Annotated in this window: 27 protein-coding genes and 3 tRNA genes; 27 read left to right on the top strand and 3 right to left on the bottom strand. The window is 30.2% G+C overall.

Going from position 1 to position 25,208, the window contains the following annotated elements:
* Positions 1-2 precede the first annotated feature (2 nt).
* Positions 3-560 carry a histidine phosphatase family protein gene (locus ACTT9X_RS02605; RefSeq protein WP_440934143.1) on the top strand — a complete coding sequence of 186 codons (558 nt, stop codon included), beginning with the start codon at positions 3-5 and terminating at the stop codon, positions 558-560.
* 11 nt (positions 561-571) lie between these two features.
* Entirely contained in the window at positions 572-709 is a 138-nt protein-coding gene (locus ACTT9X_RS02610; protein ID WP_440934144.1) for a hypothetical protein, read from the top strand.
* Here ACTT9X_RS02610 and ACTT9X_RS02615 read toward each other — a convergent pair.
* The 3 genes from ACTT9X_RS02615 to ACTT9X_RS02625 all read right to left on the bottom strand — a co-directional run bounded on the left by ACTT9X_RS02615 (position 706) and on the right by ACTT9X_RS02625 (position 1,548).
* Positions 706-1,053, bottom strand: a complete 348-nt coding sequence (locus tag ACTT9X_RS02615; RefSeq protein WP_440934145.1) for a hypothetical protein — start codon at positions 1,051-1,053, stop codon at positions 706-708. The two genes, ACTT9X_RS02610 and ACTT9X_RS02615, sit on opposite strands and share 4 nt — an antisense overlap.
* Positions 1,054-1,114: 61 nt before the next feature.
* Positions 1,115-1,288, bottom strand: coding sequence for a hypothetical protein (locus ACTT9X_RS02620; protein WP_440934146.1), 174 nt, complete (start codon positions 1,286-1,288; stop codon positions 1,115-1,117).
* Between the two features lie 8 nt (positions 1,289-1,296).
* A complete protein-coding gene (locus ACTT9X_RS02625; RefSeq protein WP_440934147.1) occupies positions 1,297-1,548 on the bottom strand; it encodes a DUF1289 domain-containing protein in 252 nt (83 codons plus the stop codon).
* Positions 1,549-1,649: 101 nt separating this feature from the next.
* Here ACTT9X_RS02625 and ACTT9X_RS02630 point away from each other — a divergent pair.
* From ACTT9X_RS02630 to ACTT9X_RS02750, 25 genes are all read left to right on the top strand, one after another.
* Positions 1,650-1,734: transfer RNA gene (locus tag ACTT9X_RS02630), tRNA-Leu, on the top strand.
* Between the two features lie 10 nt (positions 1,735-1,744).
* On the top strand, positions 1,745-3,181 hold the full coding sequence (gene tig / locus ACTT9X_RS02635; RefSeq protein WP_440934148.1) for a trigger factor: 1,437 nt from the start codon (positions 1,745-1,747) through the stop codon (positions 3,179-3,181).
* 32 nt (positions 3,182-3,213) lie between these two features.
* Positions 3,214-3,825, top strand: a complete 612-nt coding sequence (gene clpP, locus ACTT9X_RS02640; protein WP_440934149.1) for an ATP-dependent Clp endopeptidase proteolytic subunit ClpP — start codon at positions 3,214-3,216, stop codon at positions 3,823-3,825.
* Between the two features lie 91 nt (positions 3,826-3,916).
* Entirely contained in the window at positions 3,917-5,185 is a 1,269-nt protein-coding gene (gene clpX, locus ACTT9X_RS02645; protein ID WP_440934150.1) for an ATP-dependent Clp protease ATP-binding subunit ClpX, read from the top strand.
* Positions 5,186-5,245: 60 nt separating this feature from the next.
* A complete protein-coding gene (gene lon, locus ACTT9X_RS02650; RefSeq protein WP_440934151.1) occupies positions 5,246-7,624 on the top strand; it encodes an endopeptidase La in 2,379 nt (792 codons plus the stop codon).
* A 217-nt stretch (positions 7,625-7,841) separates the two neighbouring features.
* Positions 7,842-7,917 (top strand) — tRNA-Val (locus ACTT9X_RS02655).
* Between the two features lie 12 nt (positions 7,918-7,929).
* Positions 7,930-8,006, top strand: a tRNA-Asp gene (locus tag ACTT9X_RS02660).
* Positions 8,007-8,163: 157 nt separating this feature from the next.
* Positions 8,164-8,532, top strand: a complete 369-nt coding sequence (locus tag ACTT9X_RS02665; RefSeq protein WP_440934152.1) for an NADH-quinone oxidoreductase subunit A — start codon at positions 8,164-8,166, stop codon at positions 8,530-8,532.
* 12 nt (positions 8,533-8,544) lie between these two features.
* Complete coding sequence (locus ACTT9X_RS02670; protein ID WP_440934153.1) at positions 8,545-9,060, top strand: NuoB/complex I 20 kDa subunit family protein; 516 nt, start codon at positions 8,545-8,547, stop codon at positions 9,058-9,060.
* Between the two features lie 2 nt (positions 9,061-9,062).
* Positions 9,063-9,668, top strand: coding sequence for an NADH-quinone oxidoreductase subunit C (locus ACTT9X_RS02675; RefSeq protein ID WP_440934154.1), 606 nt, complete (start codon positions 9,063-9,065; stop codon positions 9,666-9,668).
* Positions 9,652-10,827 (top strand): NADH-quinone oxidoreductase subunit D, encoded by a 1,176-nt coding sequence (locus ACTT9X_RS02680; protein ID WP_440927602.1) that lies wholly within the window; start codon positions 9,652-9,654, stop codon positions 10,825-10,827. Before ACTT9X_RS02675 ends, ACTT9X_RS02680 begins: the two co-directional genes overlap by 17 nt.
* Positions 10,824-11,432: an NADH-quinone oxidoreductase subunit NuoE gene (gene nuoE, locus ACTT9X_RS02685; RefSeq protein WP_440934155.1), complete on the top strand. Its 609-nt coding sequence runs from the start codon at positions 10,824-10,826 to the stop codon at positions 11,430-11,432. The genes ACTT9X_RS02680 and nuoE overlap by 4 nt, the downstream gene beginning before the upstream one ends.
* Positions 11,425-12,756, top strand: coding sequence for an NADH-quinone oxidoreductase subunit NuoF (gene nuoF / locus ACTT9X_RS02690; protein WP_440934156.1), 1,332 nt, complete (start codon positions 11,425-11,427; stop codon positions 12,754-12,756). Before nuoE ends, nuoF begins: the two co-directional genes overlap by 8 nt.
* On the top strand, positions 12,749-14,779 hold the full coding sequence (gene nuoG / locus ACTT9X_RS02695) for an NADH-quinone oxidoreductase subunit NuoG (RefSeq protein WP_440934157.1): 2,031 nt from the start codon (positions 12,749-12,751) through the stop codon (positions 14,777-14,779). Before nuoF ends, nuoG begins: the two co-directional genes overlap by 8 nt.
* Position 14,780: 1 nt before the next feature.
* Complete coding sequence (nuoH, locus tag ACTT9X_RS02700) at positions 14,781-15,779, top strand: NADH-quinone oxidoreductase subunit NuoH (protein ID WP_440934158.1); 999 nt, start codon at positions 14,781-14,783, stop codon at positions 15,777-15,779.
* A gap of 2 nt (positions 15,780-15,781) precedes the next feature.
* Positions 15,782-16,267, top strand: a complete 486-nt coding sequence (gene nuoI / locus ACTT9X_RS02705) for an NADH-quinone oxidoreductase subunit NuoI (protein WP_440934159.1) — start codon at positions 15,782-15,784, stop codon at positions 16,265-16,267.
* A 2-nt stretch (positions 16,268-16,269) separates the two neighbouring features.
* Entirely contained in the window at positions 16,270-16,902 is a 633-nt protein-coding gene (locus ACTT9X_RS02710; protein WP_440934160.1) for an NADH-quinone oxidoreductase subunit J, read from the top strand.
* Positions 16,898-17,206, top strand: coding sequence for an NADH-quinone oxidoreductase subunit NuoK (gene nuoK / locus ACTT9X_RS02715; RefSeq protein WP_440928653.1), 309 nt, complete (start codon positions 16,898-16,900; stop codon positions 17,204-17,206). Before ACTT9X_RS02710 ends, nuoK begins: the two co-directional genes overlap by 5 nt.
* Before the next feature lie 2 nt (positions 17,207-17,208).
* The gene (gene nuoL, locus ACTT9X_RS02720) at positions 17,209-19,119 is read left to right on the top strand and encodes an NADH-quinone oxidoreductase subunit L (RefSeq protein ID WP_440934161.1); all 1,911 of its coding nucleotides are present in this window, start codon (positions 17,209-17,211) and stop codon (positions 19,117-19,119) included.
* A complete protein-coding gene (locus tag ACTT9X_RS02725) occupies positions 19,119-20,600 on the top strand; it encodes an NADH-quinone oxidoreductase subunit M (RefSeq protein WP_440934162.1) in 1,482 nt (493 codons plus the stop codon). Before nuoL ends, ACTT9X_RS02725 begins: the two co-directional genes overlap by 1 nt.
* A gap of 1 nt (position 20,601) precedes the next feature.
* The gene (gene nuoN / locus ACTT9X_RS02730) at positions 20,602-22,020 is read left to right on the top strand and encodes an NADH-quinone oxidoreductase subunit NuoN (RefSeq protein ID WP_440934163.1); all 1,419 of its coding nucleotides are present in this window, start codon (positions 20,602-20,604) and stop codon (positions 22,018-22,020) included.
* Entirely contained in the window at positions 22,020-22,556 is a 537-nt protein-coding gene (locus ACTT9X_RS02735) for a biotin--[acetyl-CoA-carboxylase] ligase (RefSeq protein WP_440934164.1), read from the top strand. Before nuoN ends, ACTT9X_RS02735 begins: the two co-directional genes overlap by 1 nt.
* On the top strand, positions 22,556-23,302 hold the full coding sequence (locus ACTT9X_RS02740; protein WP_440934165.1) for a type III pantothenate kinase: 747 nt from the start codon (positions 22,556-22,558) through the stop codon (positions 23,300-23,302). The genes ACTT9X_RS02735 and ACTT9X_RS02740 overlap by 1 nt, the downstream gene beginning before the upstream one ends.
* A gap of 1 nt (position 23,303) precedes the next feature.
* Complete coding sequence (locus ACTT9X_RS02745; RefSeq protein WP_440934166.1) at positions 23,304-24,962, top strand: ribonuclease J; 1,659 nt, start codon at positions 23,304-23,306, stop codon at positions 24,960-24,962.
* Entirely contained in the window at positions 24,962-25,207 is a 246-nt protein-coding gene (locus tag ACTT9X_RS02750) for a DUF1467 family protein (RefSeq protein ID WP_440934167.1), read from the top strand. The genes ACTT9X_RS02745 and ACTT9X_RS02750 overlap by 1 nt, the downstream gene beginning before the upstream one ends.
* The last annotated feature ends 1 nt before the right edge of the window (position 25,208 follow it).

The raw sequence follows: 25,208 nt of genomic DNA on the forward strand, positions 1-25,208 counted from the left end.
AAATGAAAATTTTAAATTATTTAGTCATAATATTTATATGTATTAATCCCTCAGTTAAAGCAGATTCAAATAAAACATTAATTAATGAATTACAAAAGGGCGGAAAATTAATTTTCATAAGACATGCTTATGCCCCTGGTGGTGGTGATCCAGATAATTTCGATATTAACGATTGTACAACTCAAAGAAATTTAAGTGATAGTGGTAGAATTCAATCAAAAAAAATTGGTAATTTTTTTAAGGAAAATAAAATTTCAATTGGAAAAATTTATTCTAGTGAATGGTGTAGATGCAAAGAAACTGCATCTATTGCTTTCAAAAAATACGAAACTAAAAATTTTTTAAACTCTTTTTTTAGTGCAAAATTTTCTGAAAATAGAAAAAAGCAAATAATTGATTTTAATAAATTTTTAAGTACTTGGAATGAGGATCAAAATTTAATTTTCGTCACACATTATGTTGTAATTTCTGAAATTTTAAATTACGCATCCTCATCTGGTGAAATTGTCATATCAGATAAGAGCTTAAAAGTTATTGATACTTTAGAAATTGAATATTAAATTAAATAATTATGTCATCAAAAAGAGCTATGAGACAAGCACAAAAACAAGCTTACACAAAGCATCGTTCAAACGTTATAAATAGCAAATTTGAATTCAAAAAAAAGTTTCAAACAAAAAATAAAGAGGTAAAAAAAAATAAAGATTAACTTTGTTGATCAAATTTTTCTATTTTTTTACAAGTTGACATTTTTGATAAACTTTCAACTTCGTTTAAAACAGCTTTGATATAAATATCTGGTTTATCTTTTTCAAATAATATTTGGGTGTAAAATTGAGGATACCCATGTTTTAGAGTCAGTATTTTCCCCTCCTCCTCATAAATATTTCTGACGTAAGTATTAGATTTTTTTACACTTAAATCTGTTATGCGGTATTTTTGATAAGTTTTTTCATTATAAACATAATTACGTGTCATAATTAGTTCGTTTAGATTTAAAATATATTCATTTTTTAAAAAACCGTCCTCTTTATGATCGCATTTACTCAACACAATTATTTCTGAGTGAGAACTAAAGGATATAAAAAAAAATGATAAAAAAAATATTAAAAACTTATTTTCTCTCATTTTTATCAACAAAAAATAAAGCTATAATAAATATTACAGTCCACACAAATACAGAAATTGTTTTTAAAGGAGTGGTATCTACCCCCCAAACGTCAAAGAATAAAGCACCAATAATTATACCTATAGCATATATAATACTTACAATTTTAACTTTACTCATAGTTTATATTACTCTTTGATTAAATTTTTCTTGAATAAAGACATACCATTTTTAATTTTATAAGAATAAGACTCTTTAAAACTCACAAGCTGCCAACCAGTAAGTCTTTTTTCAATTTGAGTTAAGTTTTCTTTTTTCCAATCATCAGTTGTTTCTTCAAGCTTCCAAATTCTTTTTTCCTCATTACTTCTTCCACAACCATAACAGTAGCCTGTTGATGGATCAGTTTTACAAATGCTTATGCAAGGCGAAATAATCATTTTTTATAAATTAGTATAAATTTTGTTAGATAAATAGATAATTTTTTATTAATTGTCATTGGACAAATAGTTTCAATAATATATAAAACCACGTAATTTGTGGGGCGATGGCGGAATTGGTAGACGCGTTGGTCTTAGGAACCAATATGGCAACATGTGAAGGTTCGAGTCCTTTTCGCCCTACCATTAAAATATTATGAAAGTTACAGTTGAAAACAAAAAAGGACTAAACAAAGACCTTAAAATTTTTATCGATAAAGAGACAATGAACTCTTATATGGATGAAAAGTATGAGGAGATAAAAAGCAGTGTTAATCTTAAAGGATTTAGACCTGGTAAAGTTCCAAAAGAAATTTTGAAAAGACAATTTGGTAAAGCAGTTTTTGGAGAAGTTTTAGACAAAGTTTTAAAAGAAACATCTACTAAAGCATTAGAAGAAAATAAAATTAAACCAGCTGGCCAACCAAAGCTTGACCTAAAGACTTATGGTGAAGACAAAGACCTTGAGTATGTTTTATCAGTAACAGAATTACCAAAAGTAGAAATCAAATCTTTAGAAAATATTAAATTTGATGAATACACAGTCAAAATAGATAATAGTGAAACAGATAAAAGAATAAAAGATATAGCTAAAAACCAACCAAATTTCAAAGAAGTTAGCGCTGATACAAAAGCTAAAAAAGGTGATTTAGTCTCTTTAGATTACAAAGCAACTGTTGATGGTAAGGATTTTAAAGGAAGTGAAGGAAAGAATACTCAGTTAACTTTAGGTAAAGACTTATTTTTAAAAGGCTTTGATGATCAATTAATAGGAGTTAAAAAAGATGATGAAAAAGTTATAGAAGCAACTTTGCCTGAAAATTTTCCTGAAAAAGAATTAGTAAATAAAATAGCTAAATTTAATTGTAAAATTTTGAGCGTCAAACAATCTGAAGAAGTTAAAATTGATGATGATTTTGCAAAAAATTTAGGAGCAAAAGATTTAAAAGATTTAAAAACTTTAATTTCCAAACAAATTAATGATGAATATAAAAATTCTTTAGACCAGCTAGCCAAAAACCAAATTTTAAAAGAAATAGAGAAAATTAAAGTAGACGTAGTACCAGAAAACTTAGTTGAGGAAGAAGTTAAAGTTCTTTCACAAGGTATGTCTGAAGAAGAAGCGAAGAAAAATAAAAAAAGTTTTGTAGAAAAAGCAAAAACAAGAATTAAAACTGGATTAATTTTAAATGAGTTTGGTGAAAAAAATAAAATTAAAGTAACAGAACAAGAAGTTCAAGCTGAAGTGCAAAAACAACTAAGAATGATGCCTGGACAAGAAAAAATGGTTATGGATTTTTATCAAAAAAATCCATCTGCATTAGCGAGTTTAAGAGGAACTGTATATGAGGAAAAAATTTTAAATTTAATTAAAGAAAAAGGTAAAGCAAATAAGAAAGAAATTTCAAAAGAGGAAGCTGAAAAGATTTTAAAAGAAGCTCATCAACATGACCATGATCATGGCCAAGGAGAAGAAAAAAAAGAAGCCAAGAAAAAACCACCCACAACATCTGCTAAAGAAAAAAAACCAGCAACTAAAAAGGTAAAATTAAAGCCAGTATCAAAAAAGACAAAAAAAGTTAGCAAAAAGTAATCTCAAGTTGTATAAGTAGAACGAATCAACTTATGACAACAAAATTATCAGAGCACATGAGCAATCTTGTACCTATGGTTGTTGAACAATCCAGTAAAGGTGAGAGAGCCTATGATATTTACTCAAGGCTTTTAAAAGAGAGAATTATTTTTTTAACCGGTCAGATTAATGACAATGTTGCTTCTTTAATTACTGCTCAACTTTTATTTTTAGAAGCAGAGGATCCAAAAAAAGAAATTTATTTATATATAAATAGTCCAGGTGGTTTGGTTACTGCAGGTCTTGGCATTTATGATACCATGCAATATGTGAAACCAGATATCTCTACTTTGTGCATTGGTCAAGCAGCTTCTATGGGTTCTTTTTTGCTTGCAGCTGGCACAAAAGGAAAAAGATTTTCATTACCAAATTCAAGAATAATGGTTCACCAACCATCTGCAGGTTTTCAAGGTCAGGCAACTGATATTGAGATTCATGCTAATGAGGTCTTATCTTTAAAGAAAAGACTTAATGAAATTTATTCTAAACACACTGGAAAAAGTGTTAATGAAATAAAATCTGCTCTTGAGAGAGATAATTTTATGACAGCAGATGTTGCACAATCTTTTGGTCTTATTGACGAAGTAGTAGAAAAAAGATCTTAATACACAATATATTGAGTCATTATCATTCGAAACTTGATTAGTATGACTCTTCTATAATAGAGTGATTAAATTGATTCGTTAAAAAATTAAAATGACAACAAATAATAAAAATATACTTTATTGTTCCTTCTGCGGCAAAAGCCAACATGAAGTAAGAAAGTTGATTGCTGGCCCAACCGTTTTCATATGTGATGAATGCGTTGAATTATGTATGGACATAATTAAAGAGGAAAGCAAAGATACTTTTGTAAAACATCAAGATGGTCTTCCATCTCCAAAGGAAATTTGTTCAGTATTAGATGATTATGTAATTGGTCAGGCACACGCTAAAAAAGTTTTATCAGTTGCAGTACATAATCATTACAAAAGATTAAATTATGAGAGCAAAACAAGTAAAAATGTTGAGTTATCAAAATCTAATATTCTTTTAGTAGGTCCTACAGGTTGTGGAAAAACTTTGCTTGCACAAACACTAGCAAGAATTCTCGATGTTCCATTTACAATGGCTGATGCAACCACTCTTACAGAAGCAGGCTATGTTGGAGAAGATGTTGAAAATATTATTTTAAAATTGTTACAAGCATCTGACTATAATGTTGAAAAAGCTCAAAGAGGAATTGTCTATATTGATGAAGTAGATAAGATAAGTAGAAAATCTGAAAATCCATCAATAACAAGAGATGTTTCAGGTGAGGGAGTACAACAAGCTCTTCTTAAAATTATGGAGGGAACAGTTGCTAGTGTCCCACCTCAAGGCGGAAGAAAACATCCACAGCAAGAATTTCTACAGGTGGATACTACTAACATCTTATTTATTTGTGGAGGAGCATTTGCTGGTCTTGATAAGATTATATCACAGAGAGACAAAGGAACTTCAATTGGTTTTGGTGCTGACGTTAAAAATACTCAAGATAAGAAAACTGGAGAATGGATGAAAGGATTGGAGCCAGAGGATTTATTAAAATTTGGATTAATTCCAGAATTTATTGGGAGACTTCCAATGATAGCAACACTTGAAGATTTAGATGAAAAATCTTTAATTAAAATATTACAAGAACCAAAAAATTCTTTAACAAAACAATACCAAGAACTTTTTAAATTGGATGGTGCTAAACTTATATTTAAAGAAAACGCATTAAAAGAAATAGCGCAAAAAGCAATTAGCAAAAAAACTGGAGCAAGAGGCTTGAGATCGATTCTAGAAAATATTTTGTTAAAAACAATGTACGACCTACCGAGTCAAGATCATATTGAAGAAGTTATAGTGGATGCTGGAGCAGCGAAAGGACACTCACAACCGATCTTAGTTCATGCTAAAGGTGACGCAAAATCTAAGTCAAATAAGACCACAGCGGCTTAATATCCTTAATAAATAGCAAAAACCTATTGCATTATAAAATATAATATCCATATTATTCTCATGGACGTTAAAATTTCATTACCTTTATTACCATTAAGGGACATCGTAGTATTCCCAAGCATGGTTATTCCTTTGTTTGTAGGTAGAGATAAATCTATTTCAGCTCTAAACGAAGTAATGAAAAAAGATAAAAAAATTATATTAGTTACTCAAAAAAATTCTGAAATCGATGATCCAAAGAAAACAGATGTTTTTATGTATGGTTGTGAGGGGAATATTTTGCAATTATTAAAGTTACCAGATGGTACAGTAAAAGTTTTAGTAGAGGGCATTAAGAGAATAAAAATTTTAGACTTTAAGGATAATGAAAAATTTATAACTTGCGATTACACTACTTATAATGATGTTTTATCTGAGGATGAAGATTTATACCCATTAGCTTCAACTGCACTGAGAAGATTAGAAAAATTAACATCTATAAATAAAAAAATTTCAAATGAGACCATTAATAGTATTAAGCAATTAAAAGACCCTTCACAAATTGCTGATAATATTGCATCCCATATAACAGCTACTATTTCAGAAAAACAACAAATTTTTGAAACAGTAGATGTAAAGAAAAGATTAAACGCCATTATTAAAATAATGGAAAATGAAACAAGCATTATTGGTGTTGAAAAAAGAATAAGAGGTAGAGTTAAAACTCAAATGGAAAAAACTCAGAGAGAGTATTATTTAAATGAGCAACTAAAGGCTATCCAAAAAGAACTTGGAGAAATAGAAGACGGTAAAGATGAAACAGCAAGCTTAAACAAAGCAATAACTAAAGCAAAGATGCCGAAGGAAGTTGAAAAAAAATGTCTCCAAGAGTTAAAAAAATTAAAAAATATGAGTCCGATGTCTGCAGAGGCAACAGTGGTGAGAAATTATTTAGATTGGATGACTGAACTACCTTGGCATAAAAAAAGTGAAGTTGACATAGATTTAACTAAAGCTCTTAATATTCTTGATAAAGATCATTTTGGATTAGAGAAAGTTAAAGAGAGAATTATTGAATTTTTAGCTGTTCAAAAAAGAATGGAAAAAATTAAAGGTCCAATTTTATGTTTGGTAGGACCACCAGGTGTTGGAAAAACTTCATTAGGTAAATCGATAGCAAAAGCAACAAATAGAGAATTTGTGAGAATGTCAGTTGGTGGAATGAGGGATGAAGCAGAAATAAGAGGTCATAGAAGAACATACATTGGATCATTACCAGGAAAGATTATTCAGATGATGAAAAAAGCTGGTACAAAAAATCCATTAATTTTATTAGATGAAATTGATAAAATTGGTAATGATTATAGGGGTGACCCATCCTCAGCATTATTAGAAGCTTTAGATCCTGAACAAAACACAACTTTCAATGATCATTATTTAGAGGTTGATTATGACCTTTCTGACGTGATGTTTGTAACAACGGCTAATACTTTAAATATTTTACCTCCTTTATTGGATAGAATGGAGGTTATTCGTTTGGCTGGTTATACTGAAGATGAAAAAATAAGTATCGCAAATAAATATTTGTTACCTAAACAAATAAAAGATAATGGTGTTAAGGAAAAAGAAATGAAGCTTGATGACGATATTATAAAAGAAGTCATTAGAGGATACACAAAAGAATCGGGTGTAAGAAACCTTGAAAGAGAAATTTCTAAACTTGCTAGAAAAGTTGTTAAGAAAATTGTAGCTGGTGAAGAAAAAGAAGTTGGAATCAACAATAAAAATTTATCAGATTTTCTTGGTGTTCCTAAATTTAAATTTGGAGAATTAGAATCTGAAAATAGAGTAGGTATAGTTACTGGTCTTGCTTGGACAGAGTATGGTGGTGAGATCTTAAAGATCGAGACAGTTACAATGCCTGGAAAAGGTAGAATGCAGATTACTGGTAAGTTAGGCGATGTAATGCAAGAATCAGTAAAAGCTGCGAAATCCTTTGTAAGATCAAAATGTTTAGAATACGGAATAATACCACCAATCTTTGAAAAGAAAGATTTTCATATCCATGTTCCTGAAGGTGCAACACCAAAAGATGGTCCATCTGCTGGTATTGGTATGGTAACCTCAATTGTTTCCTCAATTAGCAATATTCCAGTTAGAAGAGATGTGGCTATGACAGGAGAAGTAACATTAACAGGTCAAGTTTTACCAATCGGTGGTCTAAAAGAAAAATTATTAGCTGCTCACAGAGCTGGAATTAAACAGGTATTGATACCGAAGGAGAATGAGAAAGATCTTGTAGATATGCCTAAAAAAATTATTGATGATATTAAGATCACACCTGTTGAATATGCTGATCAAGTAATAAAAATAGCTCTTACAAAGGAACTTAAACCAACTGAGTGGGTTGAGGTTGAAATTTCAAAAAAAGACGATAAATCTCAAGCTAGTATTCAGTAATAAACAAATTCTATAAAATGGAACTATTAGTAATTTTTTTAGTAATTATATTTTTAGCTATTTATTTATTTAGACCTATTTCAAAACAGGAGAAAGATAGTTTTGAAAATAAGTCAAATTGGAGGGGTGGATTTTAATTTTTACCCTATTTTATAGTTATTAATAAATCTTGACGTTACTGCTCTAAAAGATATAAATCACGTTACTTTTTGGTTATGGGCGGTTAGCTCAGTTGGTAGAGCATCTCGTTTACACCGAGGGGGCCATAGGTTCGAGTCCTATACTGCCCACCAAGAATCAAAAGTGGGGGTGTAGCTCAGTTGGTTAGAGCGATCGCCTGTCACGCGATAGGTCGAGGGTTCGAGTCCCTTCACTCCCGCCACTTTTTTACTAAATTACAACTAATTGTCTAATACATTGAAATTGTTAGCTTTTTTAGTTTACCCAATATAAGTCATTGAAATTGTTAATTTTTTTTTTCATGAAAATGTGACGTATGAGCGCTTCAAGAACAAAAAAAAAGTGCTATATAGACTTCAATGTTATCTGATTTTTTACAAAACTACTTACCTATTATAATTTTTTTGATTCTAGCATTAGGAGTAAGTTGTGCTTTTGTGGTAGTTAATTTTATTCTTTCACCAAAAAGTCCAGATCCTGAAAAGCTTTCTGCATATGAATGTGGATTTGAACCATTTGAAGATTCAAGGATGGAGTTTGATGTAAGATTTTATTTGGTAGCAATATTATTTATCATTTTTGATTTAGAAATTGCTTTCCTTTTTCCATGGGCAATTTCTCTTGGAAATATCGGTTTATTAGGTTTTTCATCAATGATGATTTTCCTCTTCATACTTACAATTGGTTTTATTTATGAGTGGAAAAAAGGTGCTTTAGATTGGGAATAAAATTTAATTACAATGCAAAACAAAATAGATCAGGTTCCTAAAGAATTTAAACAACTTGCAGACGATTTTAGCAAGAATGGGTTTATTACAACTTCTCTAGACAATTTAATAAATTGGTCAAGAGCAGGATCACTTCATTGGATGACATTTGGATTAGCATGTTGTGCTGTTGAAATGATGCAAACATCGATGCCAAGATATGATCTTGAAAGATTTGGAGCAGCACCAAGAGCCTCCCCAAGACAATCAGATGTAATGATCGTAGCAGGTACTTTGACTAATAAAATGGCACCTGCTTTGAGAAAAGTTTATGACCAAATGCCAGAACCAAGATATGTCATATCAATGGGAAGTTGTGCAAATGGTGGTGGGTATTATCATTATTCATATTCTGTGGTGAGAGGTTGTGATAGAATAGTTCCAGTTGACGTTTATGTGCCTGGATGTCCTCCATCAGCAGAAGCATTGCTTTATGGAATATTACAACTTCAAAAAAAAATTAGAAACAAGGGTTCTATAACGAGATAGTTATGAAAAATTTGATTGATCTAGAAAAAAAAATTAACTCGGAATTAACGACTAAAATTAATAGAACTGAGATTAAACATAATCAGATTTATCTTGAAACAGACAAAGATGATCTTATTGATGTGGTTTTGTTTTTAAAAACAAACAATGACACTAAATTCAGACAACTTATTGATATCACAGTTACTGATTATCCTGAAAATAATCAAAGATTTGAAGTAGTATATTTATTTTTAAGCCATGAATTTAATCATAGATTAATTTTAAAATATACAATTGCAGAAAATGAAATCATACCATCCATAACTAGTATCTTTCCAGGAGCTAACTGGATGGAAAGAGAAGTATTTGATATGTACGGTGTTTCTTTTAAAGATCACCCAGATTTAAGAAGAATACTTACTGATTATGGTTTTGAAGGTCATCCTCTTAGAAAAGATTTTCCTTTAACAGGACATACAGAGGTTAGATACAGTGAAGATCAAAAAAAAGTAATAAGTGAGCCAGTCAAACTTGAACAGAACTACAGAAACTTTGATTACGAAAGTCCATGGGAAGGCACTAAATATATTAAAGAAGAATTAGATAATAATGACAAAAAAAATTAAAAACCTTAATTTAAACTTTGGCCCTCAACATCCTGCTGCTCATGGTGTGTTAAGACTAATTTTAGAATTAGATGGAGAAGTAGTTGAAAAAGCAGATCCACATATTGGATTATTACACAGAGGTACAGAAAAACTAATTGAAAACAAAACCTATATGCAAGCAGTCCCTTACTTTGATCGTCTTGACTATGTTGCTCCAATGAATCAAGAACATGCCTTTGCTTTAGCAACTGAAAAAATACTTAAAATAGATGTCCCAATTAGAGCTCAATATATAAGAGTAATATTTTGTGAGATAGGAAGAATTTTAAGCCATATATTAAACGTGACTACACAAGCTATGGACGTTGGTGCTCTAACTCCAACTCTATGGGGTTTTGAGGAAAGAGAAAAGCTAATGGGTTTTTATGAGAGAGTTTCTGGTTCAAGACTTCATGCAAATTATTTTAGAGCAGGTGGAGTACATCAAGATTTACCTCAAGGTTTGGAAGAAGATATAGGTGAATTTTGTGAGACATTTCCAAAAATAATTAATGATTTAGAAAGTTTATTAACAGAGAATAGAATTTTTAAACAAAGAAATGTAGATATAGGAGTTGTTACCAAACAGGATGCTCTAGACTACTCTTTTTCAGGCGTAATGATCAGAGGTTCAGGAGTTCCATGGGATTTGAGGAAATCTCAACCATATGATTGCTATAAACAATTAGATTTTAAAATACCAGTTGGAAGAAATGGAGACTGTTATGACCGGTATTTATGCAGAATAGAAGAAATGAAAGAGAGTGTATCGATAATTAAGCAGTGCCTTTCTAAAATGGAAAAGGGTCCGATAAAATCTTTAGATGGTAAGATAAGCCCACCATCTAAAAAAGAGATTAAACAATCAATGGAAGCACTTATTCATCATTTTAAACTTTTTACAGAGGGCTATAGAGTTCCTAAAGATGAAATCTATACAGCAGTAGAAGCTCCAAAAGGAGAATTTGGTGTTTATCTGATTTCAGACGGATCAAATAAACCGTATAAATGTAAAATTAGAGCTCCTGGATTTTCACATCTACAATCAATGGACTATTTAATTAAAGGACATATGTTAGCTGATGTACCAGCAGTATTGGGTTCATTAGATATAGTTTTTGGTGAGGTAGACAGATGAGCTTAAGAAGACCTGCAAAAGATCAACCTGAAACTTTTGAGTTTACTTCTTCCTCGATGGAGGAAGCAAATAAAATAGTTTTAAAATATCCTGAAGGCAAACAGCAAAGCGCTGTGATGGCTTTACTTTATATTGCTCAAAAACAGAATGATAATTGGATACCATTGGCTGCTATGAAATATATCGCAAAGTTTTTAGACATGCCTTACATAAAAGTTTATGAGGTAGCAACTTTTTACACCATGTACAATTTATCACCAGTAGGAAAGTATTTTGTCCAGGTTTGTACTACTACTCCTTGTATGATTAGAGGAGCAAATAAAATAGTTGAAGCTTGTAAGGAAAAAATTTCGGATAAAGAAAATGAATTATTAAATGATAAAAATTGTTCTTGGATGGAAGTAGAATGTTTAGGAGCATGTGTTAATGCACCCATGATGCAAATTAATGATGATTATTATGAAGATTTAGATAAAGAAAAAACAATAGAAATATTTGATAAAATTTTGAAAGGTGAGGACCCAAAACCAGGATCATATCGAGGACGATTAAATACTGAACCTGAAAATAATAGAAAAACACTAATGGATGTAAAAAATGCTTAAAGATCAAGATAGAATTTTTAAAAATTTGTATAACGATATGGGTTCGGATGTTAAATCTGCTCAAAAAAGAGGTGACTGGGCAAATACATCAGAATTGGTAGCAAAAGGAAGAGATTGGATAATAAATGAGGTAAAAGATTCACAACTCAGAGGAAGAGGAGGTGCAGGATTTCCTACAGGTTTAAAATGGTCTTTTGCTCCTAAAGAAGTAGGATCTAGGCCTCATTATTTAGTTATTAATGCAGACGAGTCTGAGCCAGGCACTTGTAAAGATAGAGATATTTTGAGATTTGAACCCCATAAATTGATTGAAGGTTGTTTAATAGCATCATACGCAGTTCAAGCTCATGTTTGTTATATCTATATCAGAGGTGAATATTTTATAGAGGGTCAAAAATTACAATCAGCTATTGATGAAGCTTATGAAAAAAATTTAATTGGTAAAAATGCTGCTGGAACTGGATGGGATTTAGATATTTACATTCACTACGGAGCAGGTGCTTATATTTGTGGAGAAGAAACTGCATTATTAGAGAGCATAGAAGGTAAAAAAGGGCAACCTAGATTGAAACCACCATTCCCAGCTTTAATTGGCCTTTATGGATGTCCAACAATTATAAACAATGTAGAGACTATAGCAGTAGTTCCAACAATTCTTAGAAAAAGTGGAAAATGGTTTGCCTCTCTTGGAAGAGAAAAAAATACTGGTACAAAAATATTTTGCATATCTGGAAATGTTAATACACCATGTAACGTTGAGGAAGAAATGAATATTCCTTTAAAAGAATTAATAGAAGTTCATGCTGGAGGTGTAATTGGTGGATGGGATAATTTACAAGCTGTTATACCAGGAGGCTCATCCATGCCTCTTATTCCCAAAGAAAAATGTGAAACATTAACAATGGATTTTGACTCACTTATGGCTGAAAAAAGTGGTTTAGGCACGGCTGGTATTGTTGTCATCAACAAAGATCAAGACATAATTAAATGTATGGCAAGAATTGCTAGATTTTATAAACATGAAAGTTGTGGTCAATGTACACCTTGTAGAGAGGGTTCTGGTTGGATGTGGAGAATGCTTGAAAGAATGGCAAAAGGTGATGCAACAAAAGATGAAGTTGATATGTTAGGTGATGTTACTAATCAAATTGCAGGACATACTATTTGTGCTTTTGGTGAGGGATCATCATGGCCAGTTCAAGGACTTTTAAGACATTTTAAAAAAGAAATAGTTAAGAGAAATAATTTGGAACCTATTGTTCAGAAAAAAAACAACATTCCTTATTTAGTTGATCAACACTTATTGGAAAAAAAAAATGCTTAAATTAAAAGTAAACGATGTTGATGTTGAAGTAGAAGAGGGATTAACAGTGCTTCAAGCATGTGAAAAGGCGGGAGTAGAAATTCCGAGATTTTGTTATCATGAAAAATTATCTATAGCTGGTAATTGTAGAATGTGTTTAGTCGAAATGGAAAAATCACCTAAACCTATAGCTTCCTGTGCCATGCCAGCAGCAGAAGGAATGAATATAAAAACAAATACTGAATTTGTAGAAAAAGCACGAAAAGGAGTGATGGAATTTTTGTTAGCCAATCATCCTTTAGACTGTCCAGTATGTGATCAAGGGGGTGAATGTGACTTACAGGATCAATCAATGTATTACGGTGTAGATAAGTCAAGATTTAAAGAAAACAAAAGATTAGTTACTGAAAAAAATATGGGACCATTAATTAAAACCCAGATGACAAGATGTATACATTGCACAAGATGTGTAAGATTTGCAACTGAAGTTGCAGGTGTACCAGAGCTAGGAGCTATTGGTAGAGGCGAGGATATGCAAATTACTACATATTTAGAGCAATCTATGCAATCAGAACTATCAGCTAATGTAGTAGATCTTTGTCCAGTAGGAGCTTTAACCTCTAAACCTTATGTATTTGAGGCAAGACCTTGGGAACTAAAAAAAACAGAGACAATTGATGTAATGGATGCAGTTGGATCTAATATAAGAGTTGATACTTATGATTGGGAAGTAAAAAGAGTTTTACCAATTATTAATGAAGATATAAACGAAGAATGGATTTCTGATAAAACTAGATATGCATGTGATGGACTTCTGTATCAACGATTAGATACTCCATATATTAAATATAATAAAAAATTTGAGAAAGCTTCTTGGGAAGAAGTATATAAAATAATAAAATCCAAATTTGAAAACACAACAAAGGAAAAAATTTGTGGATTTGTTGGAGATTTAACCAACATGGAAACTAGCTATATATTTAAAGAATTTTTTGACAGAACACTTAGTAATAATTTTTACGAGTCTAGGGCGGATAATAGATTTATAAATACATCCAAAAGAGAAAATTATATTTTTAATACATCTATAAACGGAATTGAAGAAGCTGATTTAATATTTTTAATTGGTACTAATCCAAGATATGAGGCAACCATTCTAAATGCAAGAATAAGAAAATCTTATCTTAATAATAACACTAGAATAGTATCTTTAAATGAAAATGGTGATCTTACATATCCTTATGAAAGTTTAGATGGACAAACTCAAACATTAAAAAATATTTTTGATGGAACTCATAATCTATCTAAAAGTTTAAAAGATTCAAAAAAACCAATGATTGTCCTTGGTGAATCATTTCTAAGATTACACTCAGCAGAATTTTTGTATTATAAAATAAAGAATTTTTTAAAACATAATAAAAAATTTTCTGAGGATTGGAATCCTTTAAATATTCTTTCTTGTGATGCAGCCTCTGTTGGAAACTTTGATCTTGGTTTAATCAATAATAAAAATAATTTATTAAAAGATTTAAGATCTCATAAATTTGATATTATTTATTTAGTAGGGCAAGACAACTTAGATTTCGTTAAAAAAGATGAGTTTGTAATTTATCAAGGTAGTCATGGTGACAAAGGTGCTGAGATTGCAGATATTATTTTACCAGGGTCAGCTTATACGGAACAAGATGGATATTATACTAATTTAGAGGGAAAAATTCAGAAAGCATATAAAGCATCTTACCCTCCAGGGGAAGCCAAGGAAGATTGGAAAATAATTAATGAAATTGCTGAATATATGAACAATAGAAAATTATTTAATGACAAAGAGGAATTGGAAAGCAGCATGTTTAATTATTTAAATCTTCAAAAAGAAAAACAAAGTAATGATCATGAAATAAAGTTGGAAGAGGACTTTCAAAATGAAAAATTAATAATAAATTTAAAGTCATATTATTTTTCAAATATTATCGCCAGATGTTCGAAGACAATGCTTGAATGTAATAATTCAAAATTAAAATTTAAATCTACAGGTACAGAAGGTTAACATGGAATACGTAAGTATAGTTTTTGAACAAGTATATAAAATATTATTTTTGTTAGTTCCAGTTTTGGTTTCAGTAGCGATGGTTGTTTGGCTTGACAGGAGAGTTTGGGCTTTTGTGCAAAAGCGACAAGGTCCAAATGTTGTTGGACCTTTTGGAATATTACAGTCTTTAGCCGATGCTTTAAAATATATCTTTAAAGAAATGATTATTCCTTCAAGTTCTAATAAGGTTATATTTATATTAGCTCCCATAGTAACAATGACCTTAGCCTTAGTATCATGGGCAGTAATTCCATTTGGTGCAACTCAAGTATTAGCTGATATAAATGTTGGAATTCTATATTTATTTGCAGTTTCATCTTTAGGTGTGTACGGAATTATAATGGGAGGATGGGCATCAAATTCCAAATATCCTTTTTTGGGAGCAATCCGATCTGCAGCTCAAATGGTATCATATGAGGTATCTATTGGAGTAATTATAATTAACGTGTTGTTGTGTGTTGGATCACTTAACTTAAATGACATTGTTATTGCACAGCAAAATCTATGGTTTGTAATCCCATTATTTCCAATGTTTGTGATATTTTTTATATCAGCTTTAGCTGAAACAAATAGACCTCCCTTCGATTTACCTGAAGCTGAGGCAGAATTAGTTGCTGGTTATCAAACTGAATATTCTGGCATGATGTATGCAATGTTTTGGTTAGGTGAATATGCAAATATTTTATTAATGTGTGCAATGGGGGCAATATTGTTTTTAGGTGGCTGGTTATCTCCAATAGAAATATATCCATTCACATTGATACCAGGAGCAATATGGCTAATTTTGAAAATCTTACTTTTATTTTTCTTATTTGCTTTAGTTAAAGCAATCGTTCCACGATATAGATATGATCAACTTATGAGACTAGGTTGGAAAGTGTTTCTTCCTTTTTCTTTGGTTTGGGTAGTAATTACCGCAAGTTATTTATTTTATTTTAATCTCTTACCAGTGAACTAAATATGAAGATTTCTAGAATTTTTAAAACAATATTAATGGCAGATTTTCTTGGAGGCTTATACATGGCTTTAAAAGAGTTTTTTAAACCAAAAAAAACAATTAATTATCCTTTTGAAAAAGGAAAAATAAGTCCCAGATTTAGAGGCGAGCATGCTTTAAGAAGATATCCAAATGGTGAAGAAAGATGTATTGCATGTAAGTTATGTGAAGCTGTATGTCCAGCACAAGCTATAACAATAGAGTCTGCACAGAGAAAAGATGGTAGTAGAAAAACAACCCGATACGACATAGATATGATGAAATGTATATATTGTGGTCTATGTGAGGAGTCTTGCCCAGTGGATGCAATTGTTCAAGGTCCTAATTTTGAATTTTCTACAGAAACGAGAGAAGAGCTGTATTACACAAAAGAAAAATTGTTAGATAATGGGGATAGATGGGAGAATATCTTAGACGCAAATATTAAAGCCGACAATATTCATAGGTAAAAATGATTGCTCATGCTATTTTCTTTTATACCTTTTCTTTAATTGCTGTTGTTTCAGCTATAATGGTAACTGCTTCTAAAAATACTGTTCACTCAGTATTTTTTCTAATTTTAGATTTTATAAGTATTTCATGTCTTTTTATAATGATTGGTGCTGAATTTTTAGGAATGATAATGTTAATTGTTTATGTTGGTGCTGTAGCAGTTTTATTTTTATTTGTTGTTATGATGTTGAATGTAGCACAACAAAAAAATCAATGGTTTGCAGGTCAACAAAGCTCTAAACATATCCCAGTAGGATTAATTATCAGTACGCTCATATTCGTTGAAGTAATAATTGTAATTGGTGGTTGGAAATATAAACCAGAAATTTTTGATATTGATAATTCATTTGCTCAAACCAGCATTAGCAACACTCACTCATTAGGACAAATTTTATATACAGATTATATTCATGTGTTTCAAATAAGTGGAATGATCCTACTAGTAGCTATGGTTGGGGCAATTGTATTAACATTTAGACAAAGATCAGGTGTTAAAAGACAAAGTTATATCAAGCAGTTATCTAGAGAAAGAGCCGATGGTGTTGAGGTGCTAGAAGTTCAGAGCAATAAAGGGGTTAAAATAGATGATTGATATAGGTTTAGGACATTATTTAACTTTAGGAGCAGTGATATTCTCAATTGGGGTAATTGGTATTTTTCTTAATAGGAAGAACATCATAGTCATATTAATGAGTATTGAGCTGATATTACTTGCGGTAAATATTAATTTAGTTGCTTTTTCTATTTATTTAGGAGATTTGTCAGGACAAGTCTTTACTTTATTTATTCTTACAGTTGCGGCAGCAGAAGCAGCTATAGGATTGGCAATCATAGTCGTGTATTTTAGAAATTCTGGAACAATACGAGTTGAAGAAATTGATAAGTTGAAAGGATAATCATGGAACTATCAATTATATTTCTTCCACTTATAGCATCGATTATTTCTGGTTTTTTTGGAAAATATATAGGTGATAGAAATTCTGAAATAGTAACTAGTGTGCTTGTTTCAATTTCTGCTCTCTTATCAATTTTTGTTCTTTATAAAGTAATTTTTAATCAGTATGAGGAAAATATTGTTATAGCTACCTGGATAAGTTCTGGGTCACTTGATGTAAATTGGTCGATGTTAATTGATCCTTTATCAGCTGTGATGCTAGTAGTTGTAACCTCTGTATCTGCTTTGGTACATATTTATTCAATTGGTTACATGTCTCATGATCCTCATAAACCAAGATTCATGGCTTATTTATCATTGTTCACATTTGCGATGTTGATGCTTGTAACTTCAGATAATTTTATACAATTATTTTTTGGTTGGGAAGGTGTTGGTTTATGTTCCTATTTCTTAATTGGTTTTTGGTTCAAAAAGGAAAGTGCAAATGCTGCAGCAATAAAAGCATTTGTTGTAAACAGAGTAGGTGATTTTGGTTTTGCTTTAGGAATTTTCTTAATATTTTATTTATTTGGTACTGTTAATTACTCAGAAGTATTTCAACAAATTCCAACATTAATGGATAAAAATTTAACATTTTTAGGTTTTGAAGTTAAAGCAATAGATTTAATTTGTTTACTTTTATTTATTGGAGCAATGGGTAAATCTGCGCAGATATTGCTACATACTTGGTTACCTGATGCGATGGAGGGTCCAACTCCAGTTTCTGCATTAATTCACGCAGCAACGATGGTAACTGCGGGTGTTTTCTTAGTAGTTAGGTGTTCCCCAATTTACGAATATTCACCGTTAATACTAAATTTTATAACCATTGTTGGAATGACAACTGCATTCTTTGCAGCAACTGTCGCTCTTGTTCAAACAGATATAAAAAAAATCATTGCTTATTCCACATGTAGTCAACTTGGTTATATGTTTTTTGCAGCAGGAGTTGGTGCATACAATGTTGCTATGTTTCACTTATTTACTCACGCATTTTTCAAAGCTTTATTATTTTTAGGATCTGGTTCAGTAATCCATGCATTTAAAGATGAGCAAAATATAAATAATATGGGTGGAGTATGGAAAAAGTTACCTTACACTTATGCTTTAATGATTATTGGAACACTTGCTTTAACAGGTTTTCCATTTTTATCAGGATTTTATTCTAAAGATGCAATTATTGAATTTGCGTATTTAAAAGGTAATACTACTGGTTATTACGCTGCTGGGATTGGAGTAATTACGGCATTTTTAACATCTATTTATTCATGGAGATTAATCTTTAAAACTTTCCATGGAGATTATAACAATAAAGAGGTCAAGATAGAAGAAACACATGAGTCTCCATTAATAATGCTTATTCCTTTATTTATCCTCTCAATAGGAGCAGTATTTGCTGGTTTTCTATTTAAAGGACTATTTATCGGTCATGGTGATAATTTATTCTGGGCAGAGTCTATTAAGTTTTTAAAACCTTTAAGCACTGAACATCCACCTTTATGGTTTTTACTCTTAACACCTTGTTTAGTTTTAGTATCTATTCCAATTGCTTATTACTTATTTGTAAAAAACAAAGAGTTACCTAATTCAATAGTTTCTATCAACAAACCTTTGTATAATTTTTTAGTCAATAAATGGTATTTCGACGAGTTGTACGATGTGTTGTTTATTAAATCTTCAAAAAAACTAGGTCTATTTTTGTGGAAATTTTGTGATGGAACTATAATTGATGGTTTTGGTCCTGATGGAATTTCTTCTTTTATAAAAAAATGTTCAATTAAAGCAACTAAATTTCAAAGTGGTTTTATCTATCAATATGCATTTGTAATGTTGTTAGGTTTTTCCGCATTACTAACCTTTTTAATAGTTAAATAATGAATTTTCCTATTCTTTCATCTTTAATATTGTTACCAACAATTGGAGCTTTATTTTTATTTTTTACTAAAAATAAAGAAGGAAATAATTTAACTGCTAAATACGTAGCTTTATTTACAACAGTTGTTAATTTTTTAATTTCAATTTACTTATGGATTTCTTTTGACCAATCTACATCTAGTTTCCAATTTATAGAAGACAGAACATGGATTGAAGGATTTATTAATTATAAAGTTGGAGTAGATGGTATTTCAATTTTATTTATTATATTAACTACATTTATAACACCACTTTGTATAATATCTGTAAATAATTCTGTTAAAAATAGATTAAGGGATTTTTTAATTGCAATTTTAATCATGGAAAGTTTCATGATTGGTGTTTTCTGTGCACTTGACTTAGTAGTATTTTATCTATTTTTTGAAGCTGGATTAATTCCAATGTTTTTAATTATTGGTATTTGGGGAGGTGCACGAAGAGTTTATTCAGCGTTCAAATTCTTTTTATACACACTATTAGGGTCTGTTTTGATGTTGGTTGCAATAATCTCAATTTATTGGATTACAGGAACAACTGACGTGGTACAACTATATGAAATTGGAATTGATGTTAAATATCAAAATCTATTATGGTTAGCATTTTTTAGTTCATTTGCTGTTAAAACACCTATGTGGCCAGTCCATACATGGTTACCCGATGCTCACGTTGAGGCTCCTACTGCTGGATCTGTTTTGCTAGCTGCCATATTATTAAAAATGGCTGGATATGGTTTTATAAGATTTTCTTTAGGTCTTTTCCCGATTGCATCTGAAGTATTTACACCATTAATTTACATCTTGAGTGTTATTGCAATCATATTTACCTCATTGATAGCTTTAATGCAGGAAGATATGAAAAAGTTAATTGCATATTCATCAGTTGCGCATATGGGTTTTGTAACTTTGGGTATATTCACTTTACAACAACAGGGAATTGAAGGAAGTATAATTCAAATGATTAGCCACGGGTTAGTTTCAGCAGCATTATTTTTAACTGTTGGTGTAGTTTATGACAGAATGCATTCTAGATTGATAAGTACGTATGGTGGACTAGTTTCTGTAATTCCAAAATATTCAATATTGTTTATGCTATTTGCTTTGGCATCTCTAGGTTTACCTGGAACCAGTGGTTTTATTGGTGAGTTTTTAATATTAATGGGAGCCTTTAAAGATAATTTTTTAGTGGCTGTAATAGCAAGTGTTGGGGTGATTTTAGGAGCTGCATACATGTTGTGGCTTTATAAAAGAGTAGTATTTGGAAAATTAATTAATGAAGATCTTAAAAAAATGTTAGATTTAAATAGATCAGAATATTTTATTTTATCTTGTCTGGCTGCACCAATCTTATTTTTTGGTTTTTATCCTGATCCATTAATAAACACTATTGAAGTCTCTGTTACTGATTTAATTAATATGCATAACACAAATATAGCCAGTAAATAATATGGAAAATTTAAATTTAATATTACCTGAAATTTTTATTTCTCTATCAATTATGTTTCTACTTATTTTGGGTGTGTTTAAAAATGACAGTACAAAAATTACTTTCAATTTATCTTTGTTTGCAATTTTAATTACAACAATAATAACATTCAATGAAACCTTCTCTGTAACTAGAGAAACTTTATTTAATGAAAGTGTCGTGATTGACAGCATGTCCTCGCTAATGAAAATTATAACTTTAATTGGAGGTTTTTTAGTTTTAGTTATTTCGTCAACTTATCTAAAAACATTTAAAATATATAATATAGAATACCCAGTTCTTATTTTAAGTTCAATTCTTGGTATGATGGTAATGATCAGCTCAAATGATCTAATTGTTTTTTATATGGGTTTAGAATTACAGTCATTAGCTCTATATGTTTTAGCTACATATAATAGAGATCAATTAAAATCATCAGAAGCTGGTTTGAAATATTTTGTTTTAAGCGCATTGTCATCAGGACTTTTATTATATGGATGTTCTTTAGTTTATGGTTTTTCAGGTTCAACAAATTTTGATGTTATATCAAATCAACTAAATTCTGAGGAATATGTTTTAACTTTTGGGATTGTGTTCATATTAGTTGGTTTAGCATTTAAAATTTCTGCAGTTCCATTTCATATGTGGGCACCTGATGTTTATGAAGGATCTCCAACAACTGTTACTTTGTTTTTTACAATAGTACCAAAGATAGCAGCTTTGACTGTATTTATAAGATTTTTATATGTTCCATTTTTAAATTTAATTGATCAATGGCAAATGATAATAGTTTTTTTGTCTATAGCTTCTATGATTTTTGGAGCAGTTGCTGCTATAGGACAAACTAATATTAAAAGACTAATTGCTTACAGCTCTATAGGGCACGTTGGTTACACATTGGCTGGTTTAGCCACAGTATCAAATGAAGGAATTCAAAGTTCAATAATTTATATTTCTATTTATGTTGTTATGAACTTAGCCTTTTTTTCATGTTTATTAATGTTAAGAAGAAAAGATCAATATTATGAAGATATTGATGACCTATCAGGATTATCAAAAAATCATCCACTATTGTCTTTATGTATGTTGTTAATTTTATTTTCTTTAGCAGGCATACCACCCCTAGCTGGTTTCTTTGCAAAATTTTATGTTTTTAAAGCAGTATTGGAACAATCAATGTATTTCCTGGCTATAGTAGGGTTATTATCAACTGTGGTTGCAGCCTTTTATTATCTGAGAATTATAAAAATTATGTATTTTGACAAGGAAAAAGATAAATACGATACAGACCATAGTTTATGGCTTAAATTTTCACTGACAGTTTCAACTATATTAATTCTTTTATACTTCATATTCCCAAGTCAGTTAGTAGAAGTTGTTTCAAGAATTAATATTATTTAATGAAATTTAAAAAATTCAAATTTAAAAAAGTAAAAAGCACAAACAATACTGCGATAAGTATCATTAAAAAAAATAAATACAACTTTGGTATGGTTGTTGCTGAAACACAAATTCATGGTAGAGGACAGTATGGAAGAAAATGGATATCCTCAAAAGGAAATTTATTTATTTCTTTTTTCAATGAACTAAATAAAAAAAATTTATCTATTAATACTTTAACTAAAATTAATTGTCTTTTAGTTAAAAAATTGCTCTCATCGTTTACAAAAAAAAAAATTTTATTTAAAAAACCAAATGACCTTCTAATTAATAAAAAAAAAATTTGTGGGATTTTACAAGAAATTATATTTGTAAGAGATAAAAAATTTTTAATTACAGGTATAGGTGTAAATGTCAAAAAAAATCCAATTATAAGGGATTATCCTACTACAAACTTGCAAGAGGTAACTAAAAAAAGTATTAATAAATCAAGAGTAGAAAATAAATTAAAAGAGCTTTTTGAAAAAAATTTATCCAAACTTTATAAGACTAAATAATGTATATTCTAGGCGACATTGGTAATACAGAAACAAAATTATGTATTGTTTCTAAAAATAATAAAATTTTAAAAAAAATTACTTTTTTATCAAAATCTGTAAATAACAATCAGCTAAATTCTTTATTTAAAAAAAATAAAATTCAATTAAATAAAATTGAAAAAATATTATTTTGTAGCGTTGTACCTAAAACATTTTCTATCATTAAAAAATTTCTATCGAAAAAAGTTAAATCAAAATGCATAGAGGTTAAAAAATTAAACTTAAAATCACTTATAAAAATCAAAGTAAATTATAAACAAGTTGGCTCAGATAGAATTACTAATGCTATAAGCTTAATGAATAACAAAAATAATTTTATAATTTTAGATTTTGGAACAGCAACAACTTTTGATGTACTAGTTAAAAATACTTATTGTGGAGGAATTATTGCCCCTGGTGTAAGATTGTCTTTGAATACATTGTCTGACAAAGCAACTTTAATTCCAAAAATAAATTTAAAAAAAATTAATAAAGTCATTGGTAATAATACGATTTCAGCTGTAAGATCAGGCTTTTTTTGGGGCTATGCTGGTTTAATTGACAATATTATTAATTTAATTAAGAAAGAGACCAGAAAATCTTTTAAAGTAATTATTACTGGAGGATTTTCGGATTTATTTAGAAACTCAATAAAAACGAAAGCAAGTCATAACCAGGATGTTACAATTAAAGGCTTAATTAAAATTTCAAAATTAATTAAATAATATGAAAGATGAACTATTATTTTGTCCCTTAGGTGGATCAGGTGAAATCGGCATGAATATGAATTTGTTCGGTTATGGACAGCCTAGTGATCATAAATGGATAATGGTCGATATAGGAGTAACATTTGCAGATGATACTATTCCAGGTGTCGATTTAATTTATCCTGACCCTGGCTTTATAGTTGAAAGAAAAGATAATTTATTGGGAATAGTTTTAACACATGCTCACGAAGATCATATTGGTGCAATTGCTCATTTATGGCCAAAATTACAGTGTAAAATTTTTGCAACTCCTTTCACAGCTGTATTAATTAGAGAAAAATTTAGAGAAAAACAAATCGATATAACCAATGATTTACAAATTGTTGAATTAAATGGAAAGGTATCTTTGGATCCATTTGAAATTGAATACATTACTTTAACACATTCAATATTAGAACCAAACGGACTTAGAATTAAAACTCCAGCTGGAGTTATTTTGCATACTGGAGATTGGAAGGTAGACCCAAATCCTTTAATTGGAGACAATATAAACGAAAAAAGATTGAAGGAAATTGGTGAGGAAGGTGTGCTCGCAATGATATGCGACTCAACAAATGTATTTAGCGCTGGTAGATCAGGTTCAGAATTAGATGTTAGAAAAAACATGTTGAACGTTATGTCTCGATTAAAAAAAAGAATTATCATAACGTCTTTTGCTTCAAACGTAGCTAGAATGGAGACAGCTTTTTATTGTGCAGAACAAACAGCAAGACAAATATCATTAGTTGGAAGATCAATGCATCGTATTTATAAAGCCGCACGTCAATGTGGATATTTAAAAAATACAATTGAACCAATTGATCCAAGAGAGGCTAAAAATTTTCCAAGAGAAAAAATTGTGTATTTATGTACTGGAAGCCAGGGTGAACCAATGGGTGCAATGATGAGAATTTCTAGTTATGTTCATCCAGATGTTTTTATTGAAAAAGGTGATGCTGTAATTTTTTCTTCAAAAATCATACCTGGTAATGAAAAAAAACTTTATAAACTTCACAACCAACTTGTTAAAGATGGAATAGAAGTAATATCTGAAGAAACTGAATTTGTTCATGTTTCAGGGCATCCAAATAGAGAAGATCTGAAAGAGATGTATCAATGGGTAAAACCTAGGTGCGTAATACCTGTACACGGTGAACATAGGCACATGATAGAACACATTAATTTTGCAAGAGAAATGCAAGTGCCACACCCAGTTCAAGTTGAAAATGGAGATATTGTTAAGCTTTATCCAGGTGAAAAACCTGAGGTACATGATAAGGCACCAAGTGGCAGACTTTATTTGGATGGTAGTGTAAGTGTGGATCCAGAATCACAATCAATTAAAGATAGAAAAAATTTAAGTGCAAATGGATATCTCGAGGTAACAATTATGATTACGCCTAAAGGTAATATACACAACAATCCTATACTTTCATTTCGTGGTTTACCTGTAAATGATCGAGATGATTTTGTTTATGGATTAGAAGAGGAAATAGAGAAAACCTCTAGAACTTTTAAAATTGGAAGTAAACAACAAGAACACAATCTAATTGATGCATTAAAAATTGCTTGCAGAAAATTTTCTAAAGAGAGAACAGGAAAAAAACCTTTTACCAACGTTAATTTAGTAAGAATTTAATGAGTTTAACAGGCTTAGCTATTGTCTATATAATTATATGGTGGATAGTTTTTTTTGCTATTTTACCTATTGATGTAAATCGAATAAAGACTGTAAAAATTGAGGGCGAGGATCCTGGTTCACCTGAAAATCCAAAAATGTTTAAAAAATTTCTTTATTGTACAGGAATTACTACTGTCATTTTCATCATAATTTATTTATTAATTAAATTTGAATATTTAAATTTAAGAAATATGATTAATTAAG

This window comes from Candidatus Pelagibacter sp., from assembly GCF_052049855.1.
In the GTDB taxonomy this organism is placed as follows: domain Bacteria; phylum Pseudomonadota; class Alphaproteobacteria; order Pelagibacterales; family Pelagibacteraceae; genus Pelagibacter.